This window comes from Pseudomonas karstica, from assembly GCF_009707515.1.
In the GTDB taxonomy this organism is placed as follows: domain Bacteria; phylum Pseudomonadota; class Gammaproteobacteria; order Pseudomonadales; family Pseudomonadaceae; genus Aquipseudomonas; species Aquipseudomonas karstica.
Map to the genome: position 1 here is coordinate 43,443 of NZ_WLYI01000008.1, position 24,536 is coordinate 67,978.

General features: G+C 58.7%; 23 protein-coding genes and 1 tRNA gene. 18 read left to right on the forward strand and 6 right to left on the reverse strand.

The window, feature by feature from the left end:
- The first annotated feature begins 67 nt into the window (after positions 1-67).
- The 3 genes from GIR22_RS07800 (at position 68) to GIR22_RS07810 (ending at position 4,191) form a co-directional block, all read left to right on the forward strand.
- Positions 68-1,339 (forward strand): YeaH/YhbH family protein, encoded by a 1,272-nt coding sequence (locus GIR22_RS07800; protein WP_154742778.1) that lies wholly within the window; start codon positions 68-70, stop codon positions 1,337-1,339.
- Complete coding sequence (locus GIR22_RS07805) at positions 1,336-2,898, forward strand: SpoVR family protein (RefSeq protein WP_154742779.1); 1,563 nt, start codon at positions 1,336-1,338, stop codon at positions 2,896-2,898. The genes GIR22_RS07800 and GIR22_RS07805 overlap by 4 nt, the downstream gene beginning before the upstream one ends.
- Before the next feature lie 63 nt (positions 2,899-2,961).
- The gene (locus GIR22_RS07810; RefSeq protein ID WP_154742780.1) at positions 2,962-4,191 is read left to right on the forward strand and encodes a multifunctional CCA addition/repair protein; all 1,230 of its coding nucleotides are present in this window, start codon (positions 2,962-2,964) and stop codon (positions 4,189-4,191) included.
- Positions 4,192-4,212: 21 nt separating this feature from the next.
- Here GIR22_RS07810 and folK read toward each other — a convergent pair whose 3' ends face one another.
- Both folK and folB read right to left on the reverse strand, forming a co-directional pair.
- The gene (folK, locus tag GIR22_RS07815; protein ID WP_154742781.1) at positions 4,213-4,731 is read right to left on the reverse strand and encodes a 2-amino-4-hydroxy-6-hydroxymethyldihydropteridine diphosphokinase; all 519 of its coding nucleotides are present in this window, start codon (positions 4,729-4,731) and stop codon (positions 4,213-4,215) included.
- Positions 4,722-5,075, reverse strand: a complete 354-nt coding sequence (gene folB, locus GIR22_RS07820) for a dihydroneopterin aldolase (protein WP_154742782.1) — start codon at positions 5,073-5,075, stop codon at positions 4,722-4,724. Before folB ends, folK begins: the two co-directional genes overlap by 10 nt.
- Positions 5,076-5,149: 74 nt before the next feature.
- Here folB and plsY point away from each other — a divergent pair, with 74 nt between their 5' ends.
- Positions 5,150-5,719 carry a glycerol-3-phosphate 1-O-acyltransferase PlsY gene (plsY, locus tag GIR22_RS07825; protein ID WP_154742783.1) on the forward strand — a complete coding sequence of 190 codons (570 nt, stop codon included), beginning with the start codon at positions 5,150-5,152 and terminating at the stop codon, positions 5,717-5,719.
- A gap of 35 nt (positions 5,720-5,754) precedes the next feature.
- Here the strand turns inward: plsY and tsaD are convergent, their stop codons facing one another.
- On the reverse strand, positions 5,755-6,780 hold the full coding sequence (gene tsaD / locus GIR22_RS07830; protein WP_154742784.1) for a tRNA (adenosine(37)-N6)-threonylcarbamoyltransferase complex transferase subunit TsaD: 1,026 nt from the start codon (positions 6,778-6,780) through the stop codon (positions 5,755-5,757).
- 202 nt (positions 6,781-6,982) lie between these two features.
- Between tsaD and rpsU the strand changes: the two genes are divergently transcribed.
- The 4 genes from rpsU (at position 6,983) to GIR22_RS07850 (ending at position 11,808) form a co-directional block, all read left to right on the forward strand.
- On the forward strand, positions 6,983-7,198 hold the full coding sequence (rpsU, locus tag GIR22_RS07835; protein ID WP_002551877.1) for a 30S ribosomal protein S21: 216 nt from the start codon (positions 6,983-6,985) through the stop codon (positions 7,196-7,198).
- A gap of 459 nt (positions 7,199-7,657) precedes the next feature.
- On the forward strand, positions 7,658-9,628 hold the full coding sequence (dnaG, locus tag GIR22_RS07840) for a DNA primase (protein ID WP_154742785.1): 1,971 nt from the start codon (positions 7,658-7,660) through the stop codon (positions 9,626-9,628).
- A gap of 67 nt (positions 9,629-9,695) precedes the next feature.
- Entirely contained in the window at positions 9,696-11,546 is a 1,851-nt protein-coding gene (gene rpoD / locus GIR22_RS07845) for an RNA polymerase sigma factor RpoD (RefSeq protein ID WP_154742786.1), read from the forward strand.
- Positions 11,547-11,731: 185 nt separating this feature from the next.
- Positions 11,732-11,808 (forward strand) — tRNA-Ile (locus tag GIR22_RS07850).
- Between the two features lie 173 nt (positions 11,809-11,981).
- Here GIR22_RS07850 and GIR22_RS07855 read toward each other — a convergent pair.
- From GIR22_RS07855 to GIR22_RS07865, 3 genes are all read right to left on the reverse strand, one after another.
- Positions 11,982-12,659, reverse strand: a complete 678-nt coding sequence (locus GIR22_RS07855; protein WP_343039639.1) for a hypothetical protein — start codon at positions 12,657-12,659, stop codon at positions 11,982-11,984.
- Between the two features lie 191 nt (positions 12,660-12,850).
- Positions 12,851-14,104 carry an amidase gene (locus GIR22_RS07860; protein WP_154742787.1) on the reverse strand — a complete coding sequence of 418 codons (1,254 nt, stop codon included), beginning with the start codon at positions 14,102-14,104 and terminating at the stop codon, positions 12,851-12,853.
- 10 nt (positions 14,105-14,114) lie between these two features.
- Positions 14,115-14,540 carry a VOC family protein gene (locus GIR22_RS07865; protein ID WP_154742788.1) on the reverse strand — a complete coding sequence of 142 codons (426 nt, stop codon included), beginning with the start codon at positions 14,538-14,540 and terminating at the stop codon, positions 14,115-14,117.
- Positions 14,541-14,653: 113 nt separating this feature from the next.
- On the opposite strand from GIR22_RS07865, the gene GIR22_RS07870 reads away from it, so the two are divergent.
- From GIR22_RS07870 to pqqE, 10 genes are all read left to right on the forward strand, one after another.
- Entirely contained in the window at positions 14,654-15,520 is an 867-nt protein-coding gene (locus tag GIR22_RS07870) for a LysR family transcriptional regulator (RefSeq protein WP_154742789.1), read from the forward strand.
- Positions 15,521-15,568: 48 nt separating this feature from the next.
- Entirely contained in the window at positions 15,569-16,030 is a 462-nt protein-coding gene (locus GIR22_RS07875) for an Lrp/AsnC family transcriptional regulator (RefSeq protein WP_154742790.1), read from the forward strand.
- A 146-nt stretch (positions 16,031-16,176) separates the two neighbouring features.
- Entirely contained in the window at positions 16,177-17,868 is a 1,692-nt protein-coding gene (locus tag GIR22_RS07880) for a flavin monoamine oxidase family protein (protein WP_154742791.1), read from the forward strand.
- 11 nt (positions 17,869-17,879) lie between these two features.
- Positions 17,880-18,674: a carbon-nitrogen hydrolase family protein gene (locus tag GIR22_RS07885; protein WP_154742792.1), complete on the forward strand. Its 795-nt coding sequence runs from the start codon at positions 17,880-17,882 to the stop codon at positions 18,672-18,674.
- Between the two features lie 50 nt (positions 18,675-18,724).
- A complete protein-coding gene (pqqF, locus tag GIR22_RS07890) occupies positions 18,725-21,154 on the forward strand; it encodes a pyrroloquinoline quinone biosynthesis protein PqqF (protein ID WP_154742793.1) in 2,430 nt (809 codons plus the stop codon).
- 159 nt (positions 21,155-21,313) lie between these two features.
- Entirely contained in the window at positions 21,314-21,388 is a 75-nt protein-coding gene (pqqA, locus tag GIR22_RS07895; RefSeq protein ID WP_003194766.1) for a pyrroloquinoline quinone precursor peptide PqqA, read from the forward strand.
- A gap of 75 nt (positions 21,389-21,463) precedes the next feature.
- A complete protein-coding gene (pqqB, locus tag GIR22_RS07900) occupies positions 21,464-22,375 on the forward strand; it encodes a pyrroloquinoline quinone biosynthesis protein PqqB (RefSeq protein ID WP_154742794.1) in 912 nt (303 codons plus the stop codon).
- An 11-nt stretch (positions 22,376-22,386) separates the two neighbouring features.
- Positions 22,387-23,139: a pyrroloquinoline-quinone synthase PqqC gene (pqqC, locus tag GIR22_RS07905; protein ID WP_154742795.1), complete on the forward strand. Its 753-nt coding sequence runs from the start codon at positions 22,387-22,389 to the stop codon at positions 23,137-23,139.
- Positions 23,136-23,420: a pyrroloquinoline quinone biosynthesis peptide chaperone PqqD gene (gene pqqD, locus GIR22_RS07910; RefSeq protein WP_154742796.1), complete on the forward strand. Its 285-nt coding sequence runs from the start codon at positions 23,136-23,138 to the stop codon at positions 23,418-23,420. Before pqqC ends, pqqD begins: the two co-directional genes overlap by 4 nt.
- Complete coding sequence (gene pqqE, locus GIR22_RS07915) at positions 23,398-24,534, forward strand: pyrroloquinoline quinone biosynthesis protein PqqE (RefSeq protein WP_154742868.1); 1,137 nt, start codon at positions 23,398-23,400, stop codon at positions 24,532-24,534. The genes pqqD and pqqE overlap by 23 nt, the downstream gene beginning before the upstream one ends.
- The last annotated feature ends 2 nt before the right edge of the window (positions 24,535-24,536 follow it).

Consider the following 24,536-nt stretch of genomic DNA (forward strand, 5'->3'; position numbering starts at 1 on the left):
GTTTCAGAGTTAGGGGCTTTTACTTGCTGCTTGCAGCTTACGACTTGAAGCTCCCCGGAGGGGCCCCATGAGCTATGTGATCGACCGACGTCTCAATGGCAAGAACAAGAGCACGGTAAACCGCCAGCGTTTCCTGCGGCGTTACCGTGACCACATCAAAAAGGCTGTCGAAGAGGCTGTCAGCCGCCGTTCCATTACTGACATGGAACACGGCGAACAGATCAGCATTCCCGGACGGGACATCGATGAGCCGGTGCTGCACCATGGCCAGGGCGGCAAACAGACTGTCGTTCACCCAGGAAACAAGGAATTCACCAGCGGCGAACATATCCAGCGCCCCCAGGGCGGTGCTGGCGGCAAAGGGCCTGGCAAGGCCGGCAACTCCGGCGAAGGCATGGACGAGTTCGTCTTCCAGATCACGCAGGAAGAATTCCTCGAGTTCATGTTCGAGGACCTGGAACTGCCCAACCTGGTCAAACGCAACCTGACCGGCACCGATACCTTCAAGACTGTACGCGCCGGGATCAGCAACGAGGGCAATCCGTCACGGATCAACATCATCCGCACCTTGCGCTCGGCCCATGCCCGGCGCATCGCCTTGTCCGGCAGCAGCCGTGCCAAATTGAGGGAAGCCAAGGCTGAACTGGAGCGCCTTAAGCGTGAAGAACCGGATAATTTCGGCGATATTCAAGAACTCGAGGCGCAAATAACCAAGCTCAGTGCGAGGATTCATCGGGTGCCGTTCCTCGATACCTTCGATTTGAAGTACAACCTGCTGGTCAAGCAACCCAATCCCAGCTCCAAAGCGGTGATGTTCTGCCTGATGGATGTGTCCGGCTCAATGACCCAGGCCACCAAGGACATCGCCAAGCGCTTCTTCATCCTGCTGTACCTGTTTCTCAAGCGTAACTACGACAAGATTGACGTGGTATTTATTCGCCACCACACCAGCGCCCGGGAAGTCGACGAAGAAGAGTTCTTCTACTCACGGGAGACCGGCGGCACCATTGTTTCCAGCGCCTTGAAACTGATGCAGGAGATCATGGCCGAACGCTATCCAGCCAACGAATGGAATATCTACGCCGCCCAGGCCTCCGACGGTGACAACTGGAACGACGACTCACCGATCTGCCGCGACATCCTGATCAACCAGATCATGCCATTCGTGCAGTACTACACTTATGTGGAAATCACCCCCCGCGAGCACCAAGCCCTGTGGTTCGAATACGAGCAGATCGGCGAAACCTTCGCTGACACCTTCGCCCAGCAGCAACTGGTCTCGGCCGGCGATATTTACCCGGTCTTCCGTGAACTCTTCCAGCGCAGGTTAGTGACATGACCGCCAAAGAGCATAAGCGCCAACCCATTTCCACGGGGTCCGAATGGACCTTCGAATTGATCCAGGCCTATGACCGGGAAATAAGCCGCATCGCGGCCGGATATGCCCTGGATACCTACCCCAACCAGATCGAGGTGATCACCGCCGAACAAATGATGGACGCCTACGCCTCGGTAGGTATGCCCCTGGGTTACCACCACTGGTCCTACGGCAAACATTTCCTGAGCACTGAAAAGTCCTATAGCCGGGGCCAGATGGGCCTGGCCTACGAAATCGTCATCAATTCCGACCCGTGCATTGCCTACCTGATGGAGGAAAACACCATCTGCATGCAGGCGCTGGTGGTGGCTCATGCCTGCTACGGACATAACAGTTTTTTCAAGGGCAACTACCTGTTCCGCACCTGGACCGACGCCAGTTCAATCATCGACTACCTGGTGTTTGCCAAGCAGTACATCATGCAATGCGAGGAACGCCATGGCATCGATGCAGTGGAAGACCTGCTGGACTCCTGCCATGCCCTGATGAATTACGGGGTCGACCGTTACAAGCGTCCTTATCCGATTTCGGCTGAAGAAGAACGGCTGCGCCAGACAGAGCGTGAAGAACATCTGCAAAAGCAGATCAACGACCTGTGGCGCACGATCCCCAAACGCGCCGATAAAAACAGCGACAAGGACAATGCACGCTTCCCCGTCGAACCCCAGGAAAACATCCTGTACTTCATCGAAAAACACGCGCCGTTGCTAGAGCCGTGGCAGCGGGAAATCGTGCGGATCGTGCGCAAGATCGCCCAGTACTTTTATCCACAACGCCAGACCCAGGTGATGAACGAAGGTTGGGCGACGTTCTGGCACTACACGCTGATGAACGACCTTTACGACGAAGGGCTGGTCACCGACGGCTTCATGATGGAGTTCCTCACCTCCCATACCAGCGTGGTCTTTCAACCCGGTTTCGACAGCCCCTATTACAACGGCATCAACCCCTACGCCCTGGGATTTGCCATGTACAGGGACATTCGCCGCATGTGCGAACACCCCACCGATGAGGACCGCCGCTGGTTTCCGGACATCGCCGGCAGCGACTGGCTGTCGACCATCAAGTTCGCCATGAGCAGCTTCAAGGACGAGAGTTTCATCCTGCAGTACCTGTCACCCCAGGTGATTCGCGACCTCAAGCTGTTCAGCATCATGGATGACGACCTCAAGGACGACCTGCTGGTGCCGGCCATTCATGATGAACCTGGCTACCGCACCATCCGCGAAACCCTCGCCGCGCAGTACAACCTGGGTAATCGCGAGCCCAACGTGCAGATCTATAGCATTGATGTACGCGGGGATCGCTCGCTGACCTTGCGCCACCAGCAACACGACCGCAAACCCCTGGGAGACTCCACGGACGAGGTCCTCAAACACTTGCACAGGCTGTGGGGCTTCGACATCCACCTGGAAACGCTGCAAGGCGACCAGATCATGAAAACCCAGCATGTGCCGCCCCGTGGCGAACACAACGACAACGATTACGGCCGCCTGGACCTGTCCGTGGTTCATCTCTGAAACGGCAAAGCCTCCATTGGCGAGGCGCAGGCGTTATCCTGTGCCGCTATTGGAGGCTTTTTCATGCAAATCTATAAAGTCGGCGGCGCGGTGCGTGACCGCCTGCTGGGTATTCCCGTTACCGATATCGATCGCGTCGTCGTCGGCGCGACCACCGAAGAAATGCTCGCCCAGGGCTTTCGCCCGGTAGGTGCTGACTTTCCGGTATTCCTGCATCCCAAGACAGGCGAGGAATACGCCCTCGCCCGTACCGAGCGCAAAAGCGGTCGTGGTTATGGTGGCTTTGTCTTTCATGCCAGCCCGGATGTCACGCTCGAAGAAGACCTGATCCGCCGCGACCTGACCATCAACGCCATGGCCGAGGATGACGATGGCAACTTGACCGACCCCTATCACGGCCAGCGCGACCTGGAAGCCCGCCTTCTGCGTCATGTTTCCCTCGCATTCGCCGAAGATCCCCTCCGAGTTTTGCGTGTTGCCCGCTTCGCCGCCCGTTACGCGAGCCTTGGCTTTAGCGTGGCGCCCGAGACACTGGAATTGATGCGCCAACTCAGTGAATCCGGCGAGCTGGAAGCTTTGACGCCGGAACGCAGTTGGAAGGAAATTTCCCGAGCATTAATGGAAGATCAGCCTCAGGTATTTATCCAGGTGCTGCGAGACTGTGGCGCACTGAACACCCTGATGCCAGAAGTTGATGCCCTGTTTGGTGTGCCGCAACCCGCAGCCCATCACCCCGAGATCGATACCGGCGTGCACACCTTGAGCGTATTGGAGCAGGCCGCTCGGCACGCCCAACCCTTGACGGTACGCTGGGCCTGCCTGCTGCACGATCTGGGCAAAGGCCTGACACCTGTGGATAAGTTACCGCAGCATATTGCCCACGAACACAGAGGTTTACGGCTGATCAAGGCGGTCAATGAGCGCTTCAAGGTGCCAAGGGATTGCCAGGAACTGGCACTGCTGGTGGGTGAATATCATACCCATGGCCACCGGGCCCTGGAGCTGAAACCCTCGACTTTGCTGGAGTTGCTGCAAAGTTTTGACATCTACCGGCGCCCGCAACGTTTTGAAGAATTTGTGGTGGCCTGCGAAATGGACGCCCGGGGCCGCAAAGGGCTTGAGCAAAGAAGTTATCCACAAGCAGATTATTTACGCGGGGCGGCACTGGCGGCACGAGGCGTGGCGGTCGCGCCGTTGCTGGAGCAGGGATTCAAGGGCCCCGAGCTGGGAGAGGCACTCAAGCGCGAGCGGCTCAAGGCGCTGAAAGCCTACAAGGAACAACACGCCCTGTAGGAGCCAAGGGCCGCCTCGCCCTTACGAGAGCATATCCGGTGTCAATTGTTGGTCACGCCATTCAAACGCGACTGGGGCCAATACCTGGTCGATTTGCGCGTCCCGCCACAACGCGGCGAACGTCTTGCCCGCTTCAGGGTGTGTCCGATCCGGTGCCATCAACGACAACGGCCAGAGCACAAAGGCATTTTTCAGGATCTCGGCCCGAGGCAATACCAGGCCATCGAAGTTACCCACCAGTTCGCCATACAACAGCACGTCGATATCCAGCGGCAAACCCTTGCGATCCGGTGCATAACGGCCATTGTCGGCCTCGATGAATTTAAGCCGGCGGTCCAACTCCATCAGCGGCAAATCGGTATACGCCGACACAACCAGGTTGAAGAACGGTCCGCTCTTGATCCCCACCGGCTGGCTCTCGAACACCGCCGAACAACGCACATCCGTCAAAAAGCCCGCCAGCGCATCAAGGCCGGCGCACAAATGGGTCTCGCGCTCGATGTTGCTGCCAAGACCGAGATAAACCTGAGTCAGCGACATCCGCGCTCAATCTCCACGCCCACGCCTTTGGCGGCCGGGACCGCACCAGGCTTGGTCAGCTTGAGGTGCAGCCAGGGAACCTGGAATTCACTCATCAGCACTTCGGCCAGGCGCTCGGCAAAGGTCTCCACCAGTTGGAACTGTGCCTGCTCGGCAAATGCCTGGATGCGCGCGCAAACACAGGCGTAGTCCAACGCCAGGGTCAGATCGTCACCGGCCGCGGCCGGACGGTTGTCCCAGGCGAAGCTCAGGTCCAGGCGCAGGCATTGCCGGATCCCGCGCTCCCAGTCGTAGGCCCCGATCACGGTGTCGACTTCCAGGCCTTCGATAAACACTCTGTCCAAGCACTCTTCTCCGCAGCACGACAAGGGCGCAATGCCCCGTTAGAATCAGGGCGTCCTCGCCCGGAATAGTTAGCATGTTTTGGTTACTGGCGACTCTCGCCTACCTGCTCGGCTCTCTGTCCTTCGCCATTTTGCTCAGCCGCCTGACGGGAAACCCCGATCCGCGAATGAGTGGCTCAGGCAATGCCGGTGCCACCAACATGTTGCGCCTGGCTGGCAAGAAGCTTGCCGTACTCACGCTGTTCGGCGATGCCTGCAAAGGCCTGTTGCCGGTACTGATCGCCAGTCTCGCGGGCCTTTCCCTGCAACAACAGGCCTGGATCGGTGTCTGCGCAGTCCTCGGCCATCTGTTTCCGCTTTACTTTCGTTTTCGCGGCGGCAAGGGCGTCGCCACGGCCGCTGGCATGCTGTTGGGAATCTACCCCCCCGCAGCACTGCTGGCCATCATCGCCTGGCTGCTGACGTTCTCCCTGACCCGCACCAGTTCCCTGGCCGCCTTGATCGCCACGCCACTGACCCTGCCATTACTGGCTTGGCAGGAACCGGCGGCGCTGGTGCCGATGAGCGTGCTGACACTGCTGATCGTCTGGCGACACCGCGGCAATTTACGCGACCTGTTTGCCGGGCGCGAACGACATTTTTAAATGCGCCCGCTGAAACCGGGGCATATTCACCCCCACTACAATGGCGGCAACTGCTCCATCGGCCAGCGTGCCTGCACACTGATTGCCAGGCCTTCCTGCTGCCCGGCCTGCAAACGCTGGCAACCGGCAAAGGCGATCATCGCGCCGTTATCGGTGCAGAACTCAGGGCGCGCATAAAATACATCGCCCTGCATATCACCCAGCATTTTCTCCAACGAAGTGCGCAACGCCTTGTTGGCGCTGACCCCCCCGGCAATTACCAGACGCTTCATGCCCGCCTGTTTCAGGGCTCGCTTGCATTTGATGGTCAAAGTCTCCACCACGGCCTGCTGGAACGCCAGCGAGATGTCGCAACGGGCTTGCTCACTGTCGTCCCCGGCATTGACGCTCTGCTGCCAGGTATTGAGGGCGAAGGTTTTCAAGCCACTGAAACTGAACATCAGGCCCGGCCGATCACACATAGGACGCGGGAACACGAAACGCCCTGCAACCCCTTTCTCCGCCAGGCGCGCGATTTCCGGACCTCCCGGATAATTGAGGCCCATCATCTTCGCGGTCTTGTCGAATGCTTCACCTGCGGCATCGTCCAGGGTTTCACCCAGAAGGGTGTACTGACCGATTCCGTCGACCTGAACCAACTGCGTATGCCCCCCCGACACCAACAAAGCGACGAACGGGAACCCTGGCGGGTTTTCTTCCAACATCGGCGCCAGTAAATGGCCCTCCATATGGTGCACACCCAGGGCCGGAATGCCCCAGGCAAAAGCCAGCGCCTGGGCGCAGGAAGCCCCAACCAGCAGGGCTCCGACCAACCCAGGGCCAGCGGTGTAGGCAATGGCGTCAATCTCGGTCGGCACACAGCCGGCCTCGTCCAATACCTGGCGAATCAATGGCAACATCCGTTTGACGTGATCACGGCTGGCCAGCTCAGGCACCACGCCGCCATAGGCACGGTGCAGGTCGATCTGGCTGAACAGTGCATCGGCCAACAGCCCGCGTTCACTGTCGTAAAGTGCGACACCGGTTTCGTCGCAAGAGGTTTCTAATCCCAGTACTAGCATGGGTTTGCGCCTTGTAGAGGCTGAATTCGAAGGCGCGCATAATAGTCGCCACTCCCGCCCCCTACCAGCGGTTTTCGATCAGAGGCTTTGCATTCCGGACGATGAGGGGTTAACATCCGCAACCCTTAAAAACCGACGACCTCAGCCGTGAATTGTTTGCGACGAGAACGTTGATCCCGGTAATGAAAGAAGGTAGCTCTGGATGCCAGCCGTCAAAGTAAAAGAGAACGAACCCTTCGACGTAGCTCTGCGTCGTTTCAAGCGCTCCTGCGAAAAAGCCGGTGTTCTGGCTGAAGTTCGTAGCCGCGAATTTTACGAGAAGCCAACTTCTGAGCGTAAGCGTAAAGCAGCAGCCGCTGTTAAGCGTCACGCCAAGAAAGTTCAGCGCGAGCAGCGCCGCGCCGTTCGTCTGTACTAATACACAGACGTTCGTAGCAAGCTTCTGCCAAGCCCGGCCCTCAGCCGGGCTGTTGGCATTTGCGGATATCGCTTGATGCTTCAACTGTCAAAGCCGCACACGCGACCCAGACAAACCGCTTCACACGTCAGACCTGGCTCTTTTGCCAGCGGTGCACGTCTCTTCTGACGAGCCTAACAAGGCTACTGACGAGCACACTTATTCTTTGAACAGGCGATCACAAGGTCGACTGTGCCCACAAATGAGCGTCCGAGGCCCGTATTGGCCGAAACCGGACGCCAGGGCGATACTTTCAAATACGTCGAAGACTGATTGGAACTAACGTCAGTGAATGCTCGACAGATACACTTCCCGACAGCCCAAGCAGACGATTGATGATCGAGCCGCCCGATAAGCGCGCCTTGCGCACTTCGACCGCCGCGCCGGGCCCAATTTACGCGCAGTGATGACGAGAACGCCATGGCCGGGCTAATTCCCCAGAGCTTTATTGACGACCTTCTGAACCGCACCGACATCGTCGATGTCGTCAGCTCGCGCCTGCAAATGAAAAAGGCCGGCAAGAACTACACCGCCTGCTGCCCGTTCCATAAAGAAAAGACTCCGTCGTTCAGTGTCAGCCCCGACAAGCAGTTCTATTACTGCTTCGGCTGCGGCGCTGGCGGCAATGCCCTCGGCTTCATCATGGACCACGACAACCTGGACTTCCCCCAGGCCATCGAGGAACTGGCGAAAGCCGCCGGCATGGAAATTCCTCGCGAAGAAAGTGGCCGACCGCACAAACCTCGGCAACCCACCGATTCGCCGCTGTACCCATTGCTTACCGCTGCCGCCGACTTCTATCGCCAGGCACTGAAAAGCCATCCGCAGCGCAAGGCGGCCGTCAATTACCTCAAGGGGCGCGGCCTGACCGGCGAAATCGCCCGCGACTTCGGCCTTGGGTTCGCGCCACCGGGCTGGGACAACCTCTACAAGCACCTGAGCAGCGACACCCTGCAGCAAAAAGCCATGATCGACGCCGGCCTGCTGGTGGAAAATGCCGAGACCGGCAAACGCTATGACCGCTTCCGTGATCGGGTAATGTTCCCAATCCGTGACAGTCGCGGCCGAATCATTGCCTTCGGCGGTCGAGTGCTGGGGGATGACAAACCCAAATACCTGAACTCACCGGAAACCCCGGTGTTTCATAAGGGCCAGGAACTCTACGGCTTATTTGAAGCGCGCAAAAACAATCGCAATCTCGATGAAATAATCGTGGTTGAAGGCTATATGGACGTTATCGCCCTCGCCCAGCAAGGTTTGCGCAACGCAGTAGCCACCCTCGGCACCGCTACCAGCGAAGAGCATTTGAAGCGGCTGTTTCGGGTTGTACCCAGCGTCTTGTTCTGTTTCGACGGCGACCAGGCTGGACGTAATGCCGCCTGGCGCGCCCTTGAGGCTACGCTGTCGAGCCTGCAGGATGGTCGTCGCGCACGCTTCCTGTTTCTGCCCGAAGGCGAGGACCCGGACACCTTGGTCCGCTCCGAAGGTACTGATGCATTTCGCGCGCGCATCCATCAGCACGCACAACCGCTGGCTGATTATTTTTTCCAGCAATTGACCGAGGAAGCCGATCCGCGCTCGCTGGAGGGCAAGGCCCACATGGCCACCCTGGCGGCACCGCTGATCGACAAGGTTCCAGGGGCCAACCTGCGTACCCTGATGCGCAAGCGTCTACTGGAAATCACCGGATTGAGTGGTGAAGCGGTCAGCCAGCTGGTGCACAGCTCTCCCCAGGAAGCGCCGCCGGCCTACGACCCAGGCATCGATTATGACGCCATGCCGGACTACTCCGACTACCACCAGCCCCAGGATGCGTACGCACCCCAGCAGGATTGGACGCCAAAGAAACCGGGCGCTGGCGGCAAGAAATGGGACAAGAAGCCGTGGAGCAAAAACGCCAAACGCGGTGATCGCGATGAAGCCTACGCCCCACGCACACCGGTTGCAGTAGAGGCTCCGACGCTTATTGCCCTGCGCACCCTCATCCACCACCCGCAATTGGCGGGCAAGGTTGAGAGCGCGGATCATTTTGCCAACGAAAGCAATACCTACGCACAGGTGCTAATCGCCCTGATTGGGGCCGTACAGAAAAATCCTAAGCTAAACTCTATCCAGCTGATGGCCCGCTGGCACGGAACGGAGCAAGGACGCCTTTTGAAAGCACTGGCAGAAAAGGAGTGGCTAATTGACGGTGATAACCTTGAACAACAGTTTTTAGACACCATTACTAGGTTATCTGCGGGTCAACATACGCAGACCCTCGACGAACTTATCAAGAAAGCAAAGCAGCCAGGATTGACGGCTGAAGAGCAAATTCAGATAGCAAAACAGATGCGCGACCTCTTAAAACAGAATGTTTCCGCATCAAACCCGACCTCAGCTGGCGCGTGAGGTCATAGCTCGGGTATAATCCTCGGCTTGTTTTTTGCCCGCCAAGACCTTCAGTGGATAGGGTGTTATGTCCGGAAAAGCGCAACAGCAGTCTCGTATCAAAGAGTTGATCACCCTTGGTCGTGAGCAGAAGTATCTGACTTACGCAGAGGTCAACGATCACCTGCCTGAGGATATTTCAGATCCAGAGCAGGTGGAAGACATCATCCGCATGATTAATGACATGGGGATCCCCGTACACGAGAGTGCTCCGGATGCGGACGCCCTTATGTTGGCCGACGCCGATACCGACGAGGCAGCCGCTGAAGAAGCCGCTGCCGCGTTGGCAGCGGTGGAAACCGACATCGGCCGCACAACTGACCCTGTGCGCATGTATATGCGCGAAATGGGTACGGTAGAGCTGCTGACACGGGAAGGCGAAATCGAAATCGCCAAACGTATCGAAGAAGGCATCCGTGAAGTGATGGGCGCAATTGCGCACTTCCCAGGCACGGTTGACCATATTCTGTCCGAGTACACTCGCGTCACCACCGAAGGTGGTCGCCTGTCCGACGTCCTGAGCGGTTATATCGACCCGGACGACGGTATTGCGCCGCCTGCCGCTGAAGTTCCGCCACCTGTCGATCCGAAAGCCGCAAAAGCGGACGACGATACCGACGATGACGATGCTGAAGCCAGCAGCGATGACGAAGATGAAGTCGAAAGCGGTCCAGATCCAGTCATCGCGGCACAGCGTTTTGGCGCTGTTTCCGATCAGATGGAAGTGGCTCGCAAGATCCTGAAGAAGCATGGTCGCGGCAGCAAGCAGGCAATCGCCGAACTGCTGGCCCTGGCTGAACTCTTCATGCCGATCAAGCTGGTGCCGAAGCAATTCGAAGGCCTGGTTGAGCGGGTTCGTAGCGCTCTTGAGCGTCTGCGTGCACAAGAGCGTGCCATCATGCAGCTCTGTGTTCGTGATGCGCGCATGCCGCGTACCGATTTCCTGCGCCAGTTCCCAGGCAATGAAGTTGATGAAAGCTGGACCGATGCACTGGCCAAAGGCAAAAGCAAATATGCTGAAGCCATTGGTCGCCTGCAGCCGGATATCATTCGTTGCCAGCAGAAGCTGACTGCACTGCAGGCCGAAACCGGTCTGACGATTGCCGAAATCAAGGACATCAACCGTCGCATGTCGATCGGTGAGGCCAAGGCCCGCCGCGCGAAGAAAGAGATGGTTGAAGCGAACTTGCGTCTGGTGATCTCCATCGCCAAGAAGTACACCAACCGTGGCCTGCAATTCCTCGATCTGATCCAGGAAGGCAACATCGGCTTGATGAAAGCGGTGGACAAGTTCGAATACCGTCGCGGCTACAAGTTCTCGACTTATGCCACCTGGTGGATTCGTCAGGCGATTACCCGCTCGATCGCCGACCAGGCCCGCACCATCCGTATTCCGGTGCACATGATCGAGACGATCAACAAGCTCAACCGTATTTCCCGGCAGATGTTGCAGGAAATGGGTCGCGAACCGACCCCGGAAGAGCTGGGCGAACGCATGGAAATGCCTGAGGATAAAATCCGCAAGGTATTGAAGATCGCTAAAGAGCCGATCTCCATGGAAACCCCGATCGGTGATGACGAAGACTCCCACTTGGGTGACTTCATCGAAGACTCGACCATGCAGTCGCCAATCGATGTCGCTACCGTTGAGAGCCTGAAAGAAGCGACTCGCGACGTACTCTCCGGCCTCACTGCACGTGAAGCCAAGGTACTGCGCATGCGCTTCGGCATCGACATGAATACCGACCACACCCTTGAGGAAGTCGGTAAACAGTTTGACGTGACCCGTGAGCGGATCCGCCAGATCGAAGCCAAGGCGCTACGCAAGCTGCGCCACCCGACGAGAAGCGAGCATTTGCGCTCCTTCCTCGACGAGTAATCACAAAACCCCCAGGCCAAGGCCTGGGGGTTTTGCTTTGTGCAGATTAAAACCGCCCCGCCTCACCGCCCTCGAAATACCTCTACCCTCCTGACCTCTGCGCCGCCACCGTTCTTCACATGGCCCTTTCGGATTTTTCGGATAGCACAGCGGAGCAACCATCGCTATAATCCGCGACCTACTGAGGGCCTATAGCTCAGTTGGTTAGAGCAGGGGACTCATAATCCCTTGGTCGTAGGTTCGAGTCCTACTGGGCCCACCATACTCAAAGCCGCGCACTGCGCGGCTTTCGTGTATCTGGCGGTTAAGTTTTTGAGGGCCCTGACTCTTTCAAAACCTCAGAAGTGTCCAGCCCGCATTACCAGAGGGTTCAAATTGATACCTCGGCCAGGTGTTCAGGGCTGAAGATGAAGCTGATCACTCCCTGACAAAGTGTTAGAAATTCAGCCTGAACAACGTCCGCCAGAAGTTTTTGATCGGCGAAATACGGTGCTTATCCCAGTTCCGCTGCCACCAGTCATCCTCATTCTTCACCACTGTTTCGATATCGCTGCCGGTTTCCGAGGCGGCGTGTTGTCGGAACATCATGGGGAAAACACAGTGCTGGCGTATCTTCTTTTTGAACACCACATCCACCGGCGTGCTGTCGTAAGGGGTTTCGATCAGTCGCCGGCAACCTTCCTGGGAAAGAATGTAGGCATGCAGTGCCACAACTCGTCCTCGGGCAATATGAGGGAACCATGTAAGCCAGGTCCGGCCCATGCTGTATCCCAGGTGCAACACCTCAAACTTGTGGGTACGGATAAACCGATTGATGAACCATACCCGCGAAGTTCTCAGTTCATAGGGCTTTACATCATCTTCAAAGATCAAGACGCGGTTAGCGCCACTCTCCAATGCTCGTCGGGCCAGCGCTTGATGAGATTCGTAACACCCACGTACCGGGTCCGTGTGCCGTTCTACGATATGAAAAATTACAGGGTTTTCAATTAGGCATTGCACGGTATTTCGGAACAATGCGCGCCTATCTGAGCGCTCCTTTAGCGATATGCAATAAACAACGTCCACATCGAATCTGACTTTGCTTTTATCGTCGACGATCTTTTTTGACACCAACCCACTCCCTTGGAGGATTCCTGGATATGGCGTTGTGCCACGTCCTTGGATTGGCGAATTATGAACAAGTCGAAGGGGGGAGTTTGCATCGTACTTGATACAAAATAATTCTCTGTGCAACATGCATGTTGCATGACGATTCTACCGAAACAGCGAGGGACGGTTTATGCGTTAAGGCTTTTCGCCCGTCAGTTCTCCAGTGAGTCAGCCAGCTCTTGGGCGACGCTCAATAACCCAGCATCCCCCCTGAATACTCCAACCAACTGCAGCCCCACCGGCAATTCTCCCTCTTCGCGCCGCAACGGGATATTCATCTGTGGCCAGCCAAACGCGCCCCAGAATTTGATGAAGTCCGAAGGTCCGGTCGATGCCAGACCTGTCGGTGCAACCATGCCGCAGCTGACACTCAACATGCCATCAAACGGCTGAACTATCTGCGTCAGCAGTGGCGCCAGCTTTGTCAGGCGAGCCTTGGCCGCTGACTCCTGTTCCCAAGTGGTGGCACCAGCGCGCTCAATCATTGCTAACGTCGACGCACTGAGCCGTTCGGGATGAGCCTGGAACTCCTTGGTCAACGAACGGGCGCCCTCGCAATCGTTGATCAGTTGGTGATCGTCAAACACAACGGCGAAGGCCTCGGGCAGGGTCACTTCGCTGAGGTGATGCCCCCTGGCGATCAGTTGGGCGATGGCCTGTTCAATGGTTTGCGCCACGCTGGGGTCGACATCATCCCAACGGGATGTTCGACAAAACCCGAGGTTCAATGGGCGCCCCAACGGCCCCACCACGGGTAAGCCTGGGATCAGCACCCTGGCCAATAGCCCAAGGTCGCGTATCGAGCGTCCGTACCAACCCACAGTGTCGAAACTCGGAGCCAGGGGTTTAACGCCTTCCAGGGAGACCAGCCCCAGCGACGGTTTAAAGGCATACAAGCCGCAATAGGCGGCAGGTTTTAGCAGTGAGCCCGCCGTCTGGGTACCCAGCGCCAACGGGAAGAAACCAGACGCCATGCCCGCCGCAGAGCCAGCGCTGGAGCTGCCGGGGGTGCAGGACAGGTCGTGTGGGTTGCGGGTCGGCCCGGTGTGCATGTAGGCAAACTCGGTGGTGTGGGTCTTGCCCATGATTACCGCCCCGGCCTGGCGCAGCAGCGCCACCACATGAGCATCGCGGGACGGACGATTACCCTGGTAAATCGGCGAATAGAATTCGGTCGGATGGTCGACCGTATCGAAGATGTCCTTGATGCCCACGGGGACACCTGCCAACGCCCCATCAATGCGGCTGATTTGCTGGCGTACCGCCTGGGGATCAAAGGATACAAATGCCTGGATGTCTCGCTCGTGGCGCTTGATCTGCGCAATAAAATGCTCAGCGACCATCGCAGGTGTCGTGACCCCAGAGCGTACCGCCTCGGCAATATGGGTGGCGTCGAGGTGCTTCATGATCGCCCCCTCACTTGGCAAACAATTGCCCAATATCCCTGAACGCCTTGAACTCCAAGGCATTGCCGCAGGGATCAAACAAGAACAATGTCGCTTGCTCACCCACCTGGCCCTTGAAGCGAATATGCGGCTCCAACACAAACCGTGTACCACGCGCGTGCAAACGCTCCGCCAAGGCATGCCAGTCCTCCCAGCCAAGCACCACGCCAAAATGCGGCACAGGCACGTCATGGCCGTCTACGGCATTGGTGTGGGCGGCTGCTTGGGAGGCAGTTTTCGGGTGCTCGTGGATCACCAACTGATGGCCGAAGAAGTTGAAGTCGACCCAATGCTCGCTGGAACGCCCCTCCTCCAGGCCAAAAGCCTCACCGTAGAACAACCGCGCAGCGGCCAAGTCGTATACCGGGATTGCCAAGTGAAAAGGTGCAAGGGTCATCAGGTCAAACCTCTGTGGGCATTAAGTCTGCATGAGTCTAGCCTTGCATTTGGCGATGAAAAGACGATAGTTTTTGCGCCGAGCTCAAATTATTTTGATTAATCGAGAAGCCGATGCTGCGGGAATTGAAAACCTTCATCGCCGTTACCCGTCATGGCACCTTCGCCGCAGCGGGCATGCACATCGGGCTGACGCAATCTGCCGTCAGCGCACAGATTCGCCAGTTGGAGCAGGTGCTCGGCGTCCAATTGTTCGACCGCACCGGACGCCAAGCCATCCTCAATACGGCAGGTATCCGGGCGCTGCCACTGGCACGGGAAATTCTGGAGACCTTCAATCGCATGGCGGTACCGGTGGACGCCAACGAATACCGGGGTGAACTGAAAGTCGGCGCCATCAGCACCGCCCAGACCGGCCTGCTGCCCCAAGCCCTGGTGCGCTTGCGCCGGGCCGCGCCGACAGTGGAGTGCAAGTTGGTGCCGGGGGTTTCCCTGGAGCTGCTCAGCCAGGTAGACGCAGGCGAACTCGATTCGGCGATCATCATTCGGCCGCCCTTTGACCTGCCCAAGGAACTGCATATTCAGGTGCTGCGCAAAGAGCCGTTTGTGCTGATCGTGCCCCAGGACGTTGAAGGTGATGAGCCATTACATCTGCTCTCGACTCACCCTCATGTGCGCTACGACCGTGCGTCATTTGGTGGGCGGCTGGTCAGTCGCTTTCTGCGCGACCGCCGGCTGGAGGTACAGGTGGCGTTGGAGCTCGATGAACTGGAAGCCATCGTCAAGATGGTCGAGTGCGGCCTTGGCATTTCGCTGATTCCTCAGGCGGGCCTATGGCTGGAGCGCTCACCCAAGGTACGAATAATCCCTTTGGGCAACCTGACCTTTTACCGAGAAATCGTCCTACTGAGCCGCTATGGCCAACGCCATCTGCCCGTACCGCAATTGTTTGCCCGCTGCCTGCTGGCAGACGCCAACTGACACCCCCCTGTAACATGCTTCCCATTGCCGTCCTCGCCGGAGAATAACTTGCCCAGCCACCGCCCTCCCATCCTCGATGAAATCGATCGCCAGTTGATCGCCGCGTTGCAGATCAACGCCCGGGAGAGCGTGGCCATGCTCGCTCGACAATTGGGTATCGCCCGCACCACAGTCACTTCGCGCTTGGCGCGCCTGGAAAAAACCCAAGTGATTACCGGCTATGGCGTGCGCCTGAGCCAACGGGTGGTAGATGGCGGCTTGCAAGCCTACGTCGGGATCACCGTACAACCGCGCTCCGGCAAGGAAGTGCTGCGACGGCTGAGTGCCATGGCGCAGGTCCAGCAGCTTTGTGCGGTCAGCGGCGAATTTGATTATGTGGCCTGGTTGCGCACCGACTCACCGGAACAGCTTGATCAACTGCTGGACCAGATCGGCAGTGTCGACGGTGTGGAAAAGACCACTACTTCAATCATCCTCAGTAACAAATTGGACCGTGGGCAACCAATTTGAGCATGACTCTCGTCACTCTGACTAAAAACAAGCCAATACGACGACACATTGAGTCTTATTAACGAGCGCTACGCTCCCTAGAATGGCTGCCATCTTTTCCTATACTCAGCAGGTCGTGCCCCGCCGAGTTGCCAGCAAGGTCAGCCATGAACACGCCATACAAAAACAATCGACACCCTGCAGACGGTAAAAAACCCATCACCATCTTCGGCCCGGACTTTCCGTTCGCCTTTGATGACTGGATCGAACACCCCGCCGGCCTGGGCAGCGTCCCCACCGCCAACCATGGCGCTGAAGTGGCGATCATCGGTGCCGGGATCGCCGGGCTGGTAGCCGCCTACGAACTGATGAAGCTGGGCCTGAAGCCAGTGGTGTATGAAGCCTCGAAAATGGGTGGCCGCCTGCGCTCCCAGGCCTTCGAAGGCGCCGAAGGCATCATCGCGGAGCTGGGCGGAATGCGCTTCCCGGTGTCCTCCACGGCCTTCTACCACTATGTGGACAAGCTCGGCCTTGAGACCAAGCCCTTCCCCAATCCATTGACGCCAGCGTCCGGCAGCACGGTCATTGACCTGGAAGGCCAGACCCATTACGCACAAAAACTCTCCGACCTGCCTGCGCTATTCCAGGAAGTGGCCGACGCCTGGGCCGATGCCCTGGAGGCGGGCTCGCAGTTCAGCGATATCCAGCAAGCCATCCGCGACCGCGATGTGCCACGCCTGAAACAACTATGGAACACTCTGGTGCCGCTGTGGGATGACCGCACCTTCTACGACTTCGTGGCCACCTCCGAAGCCTTCGCCAGGTTGTCGTTCCATCATCGGGAAGTGTTCGGCCAGGTGGGGTTTGGCACCGGCGGCTGGGATTCGGACTTCCCCAATTCGATGCTGGAAATCTTCCGCGTGGTGATGACCAACTGCGACGATCACCAGCACCTGGTGGTGGGTGGCGTCGCACAAGTGCCCATGGGCATCTGGCGTCATGTGCCGGAGCGCTGCGCGCACTGGCCACAAGGGACCAGCCTCAGTTCCCTGCACAACGGCGCGCCCCGCGCCGGGGTCAAACGTATTGCCCACGCGGTGGATGGCCGCTTCGCCGTGACTGATAACTACGGCGACACCCGGGAATACGCAGCGGTGCTGACCACCTGCCAGAGCTGGTTGCTGACCACCCAGATCGAGTGCGACGAAACCCTGTTCTCGCAAAAAATGTGGATGGCCCTCGACCGTACCCGCTACATGCAGTCGTCGAAAACCTTCGTCATGGTCGACCGGCCATTCTGGAAAGACAAGGACCCGCAAACCGGCCGCGACCTGATGAGCATGACTCTCACCGACCGGCTGACCCGTGGCACTTATCTTTTTGACAATGGCGATGACCAGCCAGGCGTGATTTGCCTGTCCTACTCCTGGATGAGCGATGCCTTGAAGATGTTGCCCCAGCCTATCGACAAACGGGTGAAGCTGGCCCTCGATGCCCTGAAGAAAATCTACCCGAAAGTCGACATTGCCGCGCGGATCATCGGCGACCCGATCACCGTCTCCTGGGAAGCCGACCCGCATTTCCTCGGGGCGTTCAAAGGCGCGTTGCCGGGCCATTATCGCTACAACCAGCGGATGTACGCGCATTTCATGCAGAAGGACATGCCCGCCGAGCAACGCGGGATTTTTATCGCCGGAGACGACGTTTCATGGACCCCAGCGTGGGTGGAAGGCGCGGTGCAAACCTCGTTGAACGCGGTATGGGGCATCATGACCCACTTCGGCGGCAGCACTCATCCACAGAACCCAGGCCCGGGCGACGTGTTCGACGAGATCGGGCCGATTGCCCTGGCCGAATAAGGAGTTACACCATGCGTGTCGCCCTGTACCAATGCCCGCCGCTGCCGTTGGATGTCGCCGGTAACCTCAAGCGCCTGCACCAACTGGCGCATGAGGCGTCCGGCGTTGATGTGCTGGTGCTGCCGGAGATGTTCCTCACCGGTTACAACATCGGTACCGAAGCCGTTGGCGCCCTGGCCGAAGCGCAGGATGGGCCGTCGGCGCAAGCCATCGCCGAACTGGCACACAGCGCGAAGCTGGCGATCCTGTATGGCTACCCGGAGCGGGCCGAGGACGGGCAGATCTACAACGCCGTGCAGCTAATCGACGCCAATGGCCAGCGCCTGTGCAACTACCGCAAGACGCACCTGTTTGGCGACCTTGATCATTCGATGTTCAGTGCCGGAACGGATGATTTCCCGCTGGTTGAGTTGAACGGCTGGAAGTTGGGTTTTTTGATCTGCTACGACCTGGAGTTCCCGGAAAACACCCGGCGCCTGGCCCTGGCCGGTGCCGAACTGATCCTGGTACCCACCGCCAATATGGTGCCGTTCGACTTTGTCGCCGACGTTACCGTTCGGGCCCGGGCGTTCGAGAACCAGTGCTACGTCGCCTATGCCAATTACTGTGGGCAGGAGGGTGAGATTCAGTACTGCGGGCAAAGTAGCATCGCCGCACCGGATGGCCAGCGGATCGCCCGGGCCGGCCTCGACGAAGCCTTGATCGTCGGCACCCTGGATCGGCAAACGATGATCGACGCCCGCGCCACCAATCACTACCTGCAAGACCGTCGCCCCGAGCTGTACAGCACGCTGCACAAGCCCTGACAGGCCGGCTTTGCGCTAGCATAGGCACTTCCTACGTTTCGGAAGTGCCCATGCCTGCGCCGGCCCACCCTCATCACCTTCAAATGACCCTGGCCAACGGCCTGCGGGTTTCCTTGCGCCATGCGCCGCGTTTAAAGCGCTGCGCCGCTGTCTTGCGGATGGCCGCCGGCAGCCATGACGTGCCGATGGCCTGGCCGGGGCTGGCGCACTTCCTTGAGCACCTGTTGTTTCTCGGTACCGAGCGTTTTCCCACAGGCGAAGGGCTGATGGCCTATGTGCAGCGTCACGGAGGCCAGGTCAACGCCAGCACCCGCGAGCGCACCACCGACTTCTTCTTTGAACTGCCTGCTTCGACCTTTGGTGATGCGCTGGAGCGTCTTGCGGACATGTTGGCTCATCCGCGCCTGACGCTGGAAGATCAGTTGCGTGAACGCGAAGTGTTGCACGCGGAGTTTGTCGCCTGGTCCCAGGATGCCACGGCGCAGCAACAGGTAGCGCTGCTGGAAGGTCTGGCAGCCGCTCATCCATTAAGGGCTTTTCACGCGGGTAACCGCGACAGCCTGCCGGTAGAGCGTGAGTCCTTTCAGCAAGCATTACGGGATTACTACGAACGTTTCTATCAGAGCGGGCAAATGACCTTGAACCTTGCCGGCCCGCAGCCCCTGGAAGAGCTGGAAGCACTGGCGCAGCGATTCAGTGAGAAGCTGACGTCAGGAGCTCTGTTCCCACAAGAGGCTCCACCGGCATTGATGACCGGACATGAACGGCGTTATCAACACACCGACAAAGGCCACCTGCACCACGTCATCACCTGCGACGCACCCCGCGAGGCGCTGGACTTTCTCTGCACCTGGCTCAACGCTTCGGCACCCGGAGGGCTGCTCGCCGAATTGAAGACGCGACAACTCGCCACCGCACTGCAGGCGAGCGTGCTCTACCACTTTGATGGGCAGGCGGTGCTGGATATCGACTTTACCCTCGGCACGCAATGCGAACCGACGACGCAAATCGAAGTACTTTTACACGACTGGCTGAGCTTTTTCGCACACGGCGACTGGACCTCACTGCAGGAAGAGTTCGCCCTGTTGATCGCTCGCCAACAACAGATTCAAGGTGCCCTGGCGTTGGCCAGACACGATAGCGAAGGTCTGGAGCCGCAACTGTCCGAACACAACGCCGCCGCCCTCAAAACCTGGCTGGGCTCACTGCACCTGGAGCCCGCCGGGCACACTTGGCAACTGCCGCCGAATAATCCATTCCTGCGCCCAGCCCCCAGGGAAGAACGGGCCGGGCTGATTCGTGGCCAGACCAGCGCTCATCGCGGTTTGCGTACCTTTGCCCAGGATCGCTCACGCGGGCGAAAGGATCTGTCGGCATTGACCTTCAGTCCGGCCTTGCCGGACGACACCGGTGAAGGTGCCCTGTACCTGCGCTGGCGCATGGATTCAACGCCACGCACTGACCTTTTCCCACGCCTGGAAAGCAGGCTGCAGACACTGCGCGACGATGCTAGCCAAGCGGGTGTCAACCTGTTCTTTGAGACGGCGGGAAATGACTGGGTGCTGAAAATGAGCGGCCTGTACGACCCCATACCTGCGGTGTTGGAACAACTATCGCGCAGCCTGACCCATCCAGATCAACACGCCTGGCAAGCAACGCTGCCAACTGCCGAGCCGCTGATCGCGATCCGCCAACTGCTCGCGTTATTACCGGCCTCTTGTGCCGACAGCCATCCTGCCACCGCATTACCCGCCGCAAGTCTTGCGGACCTGCAAGATACCTGGTCAACCGCACGCTGGGACGGGCTTGCAGCCGGCCTGCCCGCTGCCTGCGAGATGGCGATCAAAAGCCTGGCGGGGCGCTTACCGGGCCAGCCCACACACAGCCTCGATAAACCGGCATCGACCAAGGTTCAGTATCGCTGGCATTCGGTCGAAACTAATTCCAGCGAAGCGGCCTTGCTGCTGTTCTGCCCAGCTCCAACGCAATCCCTGGCCGACGAAGCCGCCTGGCGACTGCTCGCGCACCTCGGGCAAGCACCGTTCTATCAGCGTCTGCGGGTCGAACTGCAATTGGGTTACGCCGTATTCAGCGGTGTCCGACAAATCAACGGGCAAACCGGCCTACTGTTTGGCGTGCAGTCCCCCAGCGCGTCATTGGAGGAAATACTCAGTCATCTCCGGGCATTTCTTCAACGCCTCCCGACGCTGATCGATGGATATGACGAACAGGAAACACTCACCCTGGCGAACCAGTTTTCTCCAGAGTCGTTGCCGACCGCCCAGGCCACCGAATTGCTGTGGCAGGCTCAACTGGCCGGCCATCCGTCGGATTATCTGGGTCAGTTACAGAGTTTCATCCGGAGCCGCACGCAAGAAGACTTATTGCACGCCATCAAACAACTGAATCAAGCCGACGGTGGCTGGCGTTGCCTGGCCAGCGGACCTTGCCCTGGCCAGCCTTGGCTGCCGGTGGGATGATCATTACCAACCCTGCAACGAGCTTTCTTCAAGAAGCCGAAGCAAGGTCGGTGAAAAATTGAGTAACATAGCTGCCTAAGCATCTGAACATCTCCCGCTGGAGATGGACTATATGTATAGCTAGTAATAAACGTCCCACTCACCCACAGGATAATTCCCATGACCTGGTCCAAACCTGCTTACACTGATCTGCGTATCGGCTTTGAAGTCACCATGTACTTCGCCAGCCGCTGATTAGCTTTGTATCGCAACGCAACGCCTCGGCTCGCCGGGGCGTTTTTATTTTGAGTTTTGTGTGATGGAGCGAGCATGTTCGTCCAGATTCTAGGTTCCGCCGCCGGCGGTGGTTTCCCGCAGTGGAACTGCAACTGCGTGAACTGCGCCGGTTTTCGCGCCGGTACGTTGCGGGCCAAGGCGCGCACTCAGTCATCCATCGCGATTTCCGACGATGGCGTAAACTGGGTGCTGTGCAATGCCTCGCCGGACATTCGCGCCCAGTTGCAAGGTTTCGCGCCGATGCAGCCGGGCCGTGCACTGCGCGATACCGGCATCAGCGCGATCATCCTGATGGACAGCCAGATCGACCACACCACCGGCCTGCTGAGCCTGCGCGAAGGTTGCCCGCATCAGGTCTGGTGCACTGACATGGTCCATGAAGACCTGAGCACCGGCTTCCCTCTGTTCACCATGTTGACCCACTGGAACGGCGGCCTGAACTGGAACCGCATCGAACTGGACGCCAGCTTCACCATTCCCGCCTGCCCCAATCTGCGCTTCACCCCACTGCCCCTGCGCAGCGCCGCGCCGCCCTACTCGCCTCATCGCTTCGACCCGCATCCGGGTGACAACATCGGCTTGATCGTTGAAGACCTGCGCACCGGCGGCAAACTATTCTATGCACCAGGCCTGGGCAAAGTGGACGCACCGTTGCTGGACATCATGGCCAGCAGCAACTGCCTGTTGGTGGACGGCACGATGTGGGATGACGACGAAATGCAGCGCCGTGGCGTGGGCACCCGCACTGGTCGTGAGATGGGCCACCTGGCGCAGAACGGCCCCGGCGGCATGCTCGAAGTGTTGGAGCAACTGCCCGAGCAGCGCAAAGTGCTTATCCACATCAACAACACCAACCCGATTCTGGACGAGGACTCGCCCGAGCGAGCCGAGTTGGTGCGACGCAATGTGGAAGTGGCGTACGACGGCATGAGCATTGAATTGTAGGAGCAAGCCCAATGACTGACACACCGCTGACCACCACCGAGTTCGAACAGGCCCTGCGGGCCAAGGGCGCCTTCTACCATATCCACCATCCGTATCACGTGGCGATGTATGAAGGCCGAGCCACCCGCGAGCAGATCCAGGGCTGGGTTGCCAATCGTTTCTACTATCAGGTGAACATTCCCCTGAAGGACGCCGCGATCCTGGCCAACTGCCCGGACCGGGAAATCCGTCGCGAGTGGATCCAGCGCCTGCTCGACCATGACGGCGCCCCCGGCGAAGACGGCGGCATCGAGGCCTGGTTGCGCCTGGGCCAGGCGGTCGGCCTCGACCCGGACCAACTACGCTCCCAGGAACTGGTACTGCCCGGCGTGCGCTTTGCCGTCGACGCCTATGTCAATTTTGCCCGCCGCGCCAGTTGGCAGGAAGCCGCCAGCAGTTCCTTGACCGAGTTGTTTGCCCCGCAGATCCATCAATCGCGCCTGGACAGCTGGCCACAGCACTATCCGTGGATCGACCCGGCCGGCTATGAATATTTCCGCACGCGCCTGGGTCAGGCTCGCAGAGATGTCGAGCACGGCCTGGCGATCACGCTGCAGCACTACACCTCCCGCGAGGGCCAGGAACGCATGCTGGAAATTCTCCAGTTCAAACTGGACATCCTTTGGAGCATGCTCGATGCCATGAGCATGGCCTATGAACTGAACCGCCCGCCTTATCACAGCGTGACCGGGCAGCGAGTCTGGCATAAGGGAATCACCCTATGAGTATTGATCGCAGCAAGATCCCCACCTGGCGCCCCGGCTACCGGTTCCAGTACGAGCCGGCACAAAAAGGCCATGTGCTGCTGTACCCGGAAGGCATGATCAAACTCAACGACAGCGCCGCGCTGATTGGTGGCTTGATTGATGGCGAGCGCGATATCACTGCCATCATTGGCGAGCTGGAAAAACAGTTCCCCGGCGTGCCCGAGCTTGGTGAAGACATCGAGCAATTCATGGAGGTCGCCCGTGCAGAACACTGGATTGAACTTGCCACCAAAGCCTGAAACCGGCCTGCCACTATGGCTGCTGGCCGAGTTGACCTATCGCTGCCCGCTGCAATGCCCATATTGCTCCAACCCGCTGGATTTCGCCGAGCAGGGCAAAGAGCTGAGCACCGAGCAGTGGATCAAGGTGTTTCGCGAAGCCCGGGAAATGGGCGCCGCGCAACTGGGTTTTTCCGGTGGTGAACCGTTGGTGCGCCAGGACCTCGCCGAACTGATCGGCGAGGCACGCAAGCTGGGGTTCTACACGAACCTGATCACCTCCGGCATTGGCCTGACCGAGCAGAAGATCAGCGACTTCAAGAAAGCTGGCCTGGACCATATCCAGATCAGCTTCCAGGCCAGCGACGAGCAAGTGAATAACCTGTTGGCGGGCTCGAAAAAAGCCTTCGCGCAGAAACTGGAAATGGCTCGTGCGGTGAAAGCCCACGGCTATCCGATGGTGCTGAACTTCGTCACCCATCGGCACAATATCGACAAGATCGACCGCATCATCGAGCTGTGCATTGCCCTTGAAGCAGACTTTGTCGAACTCGCCACCTGCCAATTCTACGGCTGGGCCCAGCTCAACCGTGTCGGCCTGTTGCCGACCCAGGAACAGCTCACTCGCGCCGAACGCATCACCAACGAGTACCGCGCCAAACTGGAAGCCGAAGGCCACCCGTGCAAACTGATCTTCGTCACCCCGGATTACTACGAGGAGCGCCCGAAAGCCTGCATGAATGGCTGGGGCAGTATCTTCCTGACCGTGACGCCAGACGGAACCGCGTTGCCATGCCACGGCGCGAGGCAGATGCCGGTGCAGTTTCCCAACGTGCGCGACCACAGCATGCAGCACATCTGGTACGACTCATTCGGCTTCAACCGCTTTCGCGGTTATGACTGGATGCCCGAACCGTGTCGCTCCTGCGACGAGAAGGAAAAGGACTTCGGTGGCTGCCGCTGCCAGGCGTTCATGCTTACCGGAGACGCGAGTAACGCCGACCCGGTGTGCAGCAAATCCGAGCACCATGGGATGATCCTCAAGGCACGCGAAGAGGCAGAGCATGCCACCCAAACCATCGAACAACTGGCCTTTCGCAATGAGCGCAACTCACGACTGATCGCCAAAGGCTGAGC